Origin of the sequence: Yersinia thracica (genome assembly GCF_902170565.1) — a bacterium.
In the GTDB taxonomy this organism is placed as follows: domain Bacteria; phylum Pseudomonadota; class Gammaproteobacteria; order Enterobacterales; family Enterobacteriaceae; genus Yersinia; species Yersinia thracica.
On the sequence record NZ_CABHXX010000041.1, the window covers coordinates 1 to 1,340 of the forward strand.

The window sequence follows — 1,340 nt, forward strand, 5'->3', positions numbered from 1 at the left end:
TGCGCAGTATCACATCGCGGCCACTGTCCAGTTGCAGGTTGGTGGCATTGAGTCGCGCACTGGTCAGGTCAATATCACTTGTTCAGTGTACTGAGCAGCATATTATTACCCGCCTGAAGTAAGCCGCCACGGTTATCCTAGAATCTGATCACCACCACCAATCCAATAGGAGGGGTTGCATTTAGTCGAACTCTTTTTCTAGTTTATCGACAACTCTATTATATATTTCAACTACTTCTGGAACACCATCTGTAAGATCATCTTGAAAGTACTCTTGATATAATTCATCAGGCCATAATGCTAATTCAAAATCACTAAATTTCTTTATTTTCCAGTACATAGAAGGGCGAGCATCGATCACTTCAAATAGACATAAAGGCGCAGGAACGGCGTATCTCATTGGGATTTTTAACATTGTTCCAGCGTAATACCCTATCTGCATATGTATCCCTAATACCGTGTAAATCTTCCCAATAGTAAAAGGATATTGTGGAGATTCTTCCTTATTCAAGCCTAATTCCCTTTTCTGTTCTTGGGTTAAATTAGTAGCAATACATTTAACTTTCATATCATTTAGTCTTTTGAATAGGAATAGATTTAGGTTCAACAACCTTCCCAGTTAAACCATTACGATAAGCATGAATTTCAAAAATCGTACCATCAGCCGCTTTGTAACTACTACTGCTGACTTTGCTCCAGTCCTCTGCTTTTCCACCATACTCTGCTGCTAATCTGGGCGCATCACGTAAAGGATCTTTTGCTCCCTTACCTGCAACCGAAGTGCCGCCATTTTTGATCAGGTCAGCCAATTGTGCTTCGTTTGCCAGCGATTTATTTAGATTTAACCCATTGGTTGCACTATGCGCTGATATCTCACCGCTGGCTTTATTGATAAGACTAGACGCTTCAGCAACATCTCCTTTCTTCAACGCTGTCTCTGCTGCCTTGATAAGCTTACCCGCAGCATCCCCAATCCCTGGAATAAATCCTATCGTCGCAATCAGGTAATCCAGCGCACTCTGGGCTTCCGCAACGCTCTTGATATCACCGATGACGGGAACGAAGTCTATCCCAAAACCCGTAAACCCTTTCAGCAGTTCGTCGCTATTGGCCTGTATCTTGGCTGAACACGCATCGGCACTTATTCCGGCGCAGTTCTGTGCTTTGAACTCTTCAACAGCGGCAACCAGTTCTTTCTGCGCATTCTGATATTTCTGTTCCTGAGTCACACCGGAGACTTTATTATCGATAATGTCATGGAGTGAGTTATTCTCAACCGCATTTTTCCCAGCCTGTGCACCGGCAACCGTATCAGCGGTGCTGTCGCCGGTCAATCCACC

The 1,340-nt window shown here is 44.0% G+C and carries 2 protein-coding genes; both read right to left on the reverse strand.

Annotation, left to right across the window (positions count from 1 at the left end; genetic code table 11):
• Positions 1 to 181 precede the first annotated feature (181 nt).
• Positions 182 to 568 carry a hypothetical protein gene (locus FTA91_RS05870; RefSeq protein WP_145583054.1) on the reverse strand — a complete coding sequence of 129 codons (387 nt, stop codon included), beginning with the start codon at positions 566 to 568 and terminating at the stop codon, positions 182 to 184.
• 1 nt (position 569) lies between these two features.
• The coding region (locus tag FTA91_RS20280) for a VENN motif pre-toxin domain-containing protein (protein WP_235896827.1) at positions 570 to 1,340 on the reverse strand (771 nt) is incomplete at its 5' end.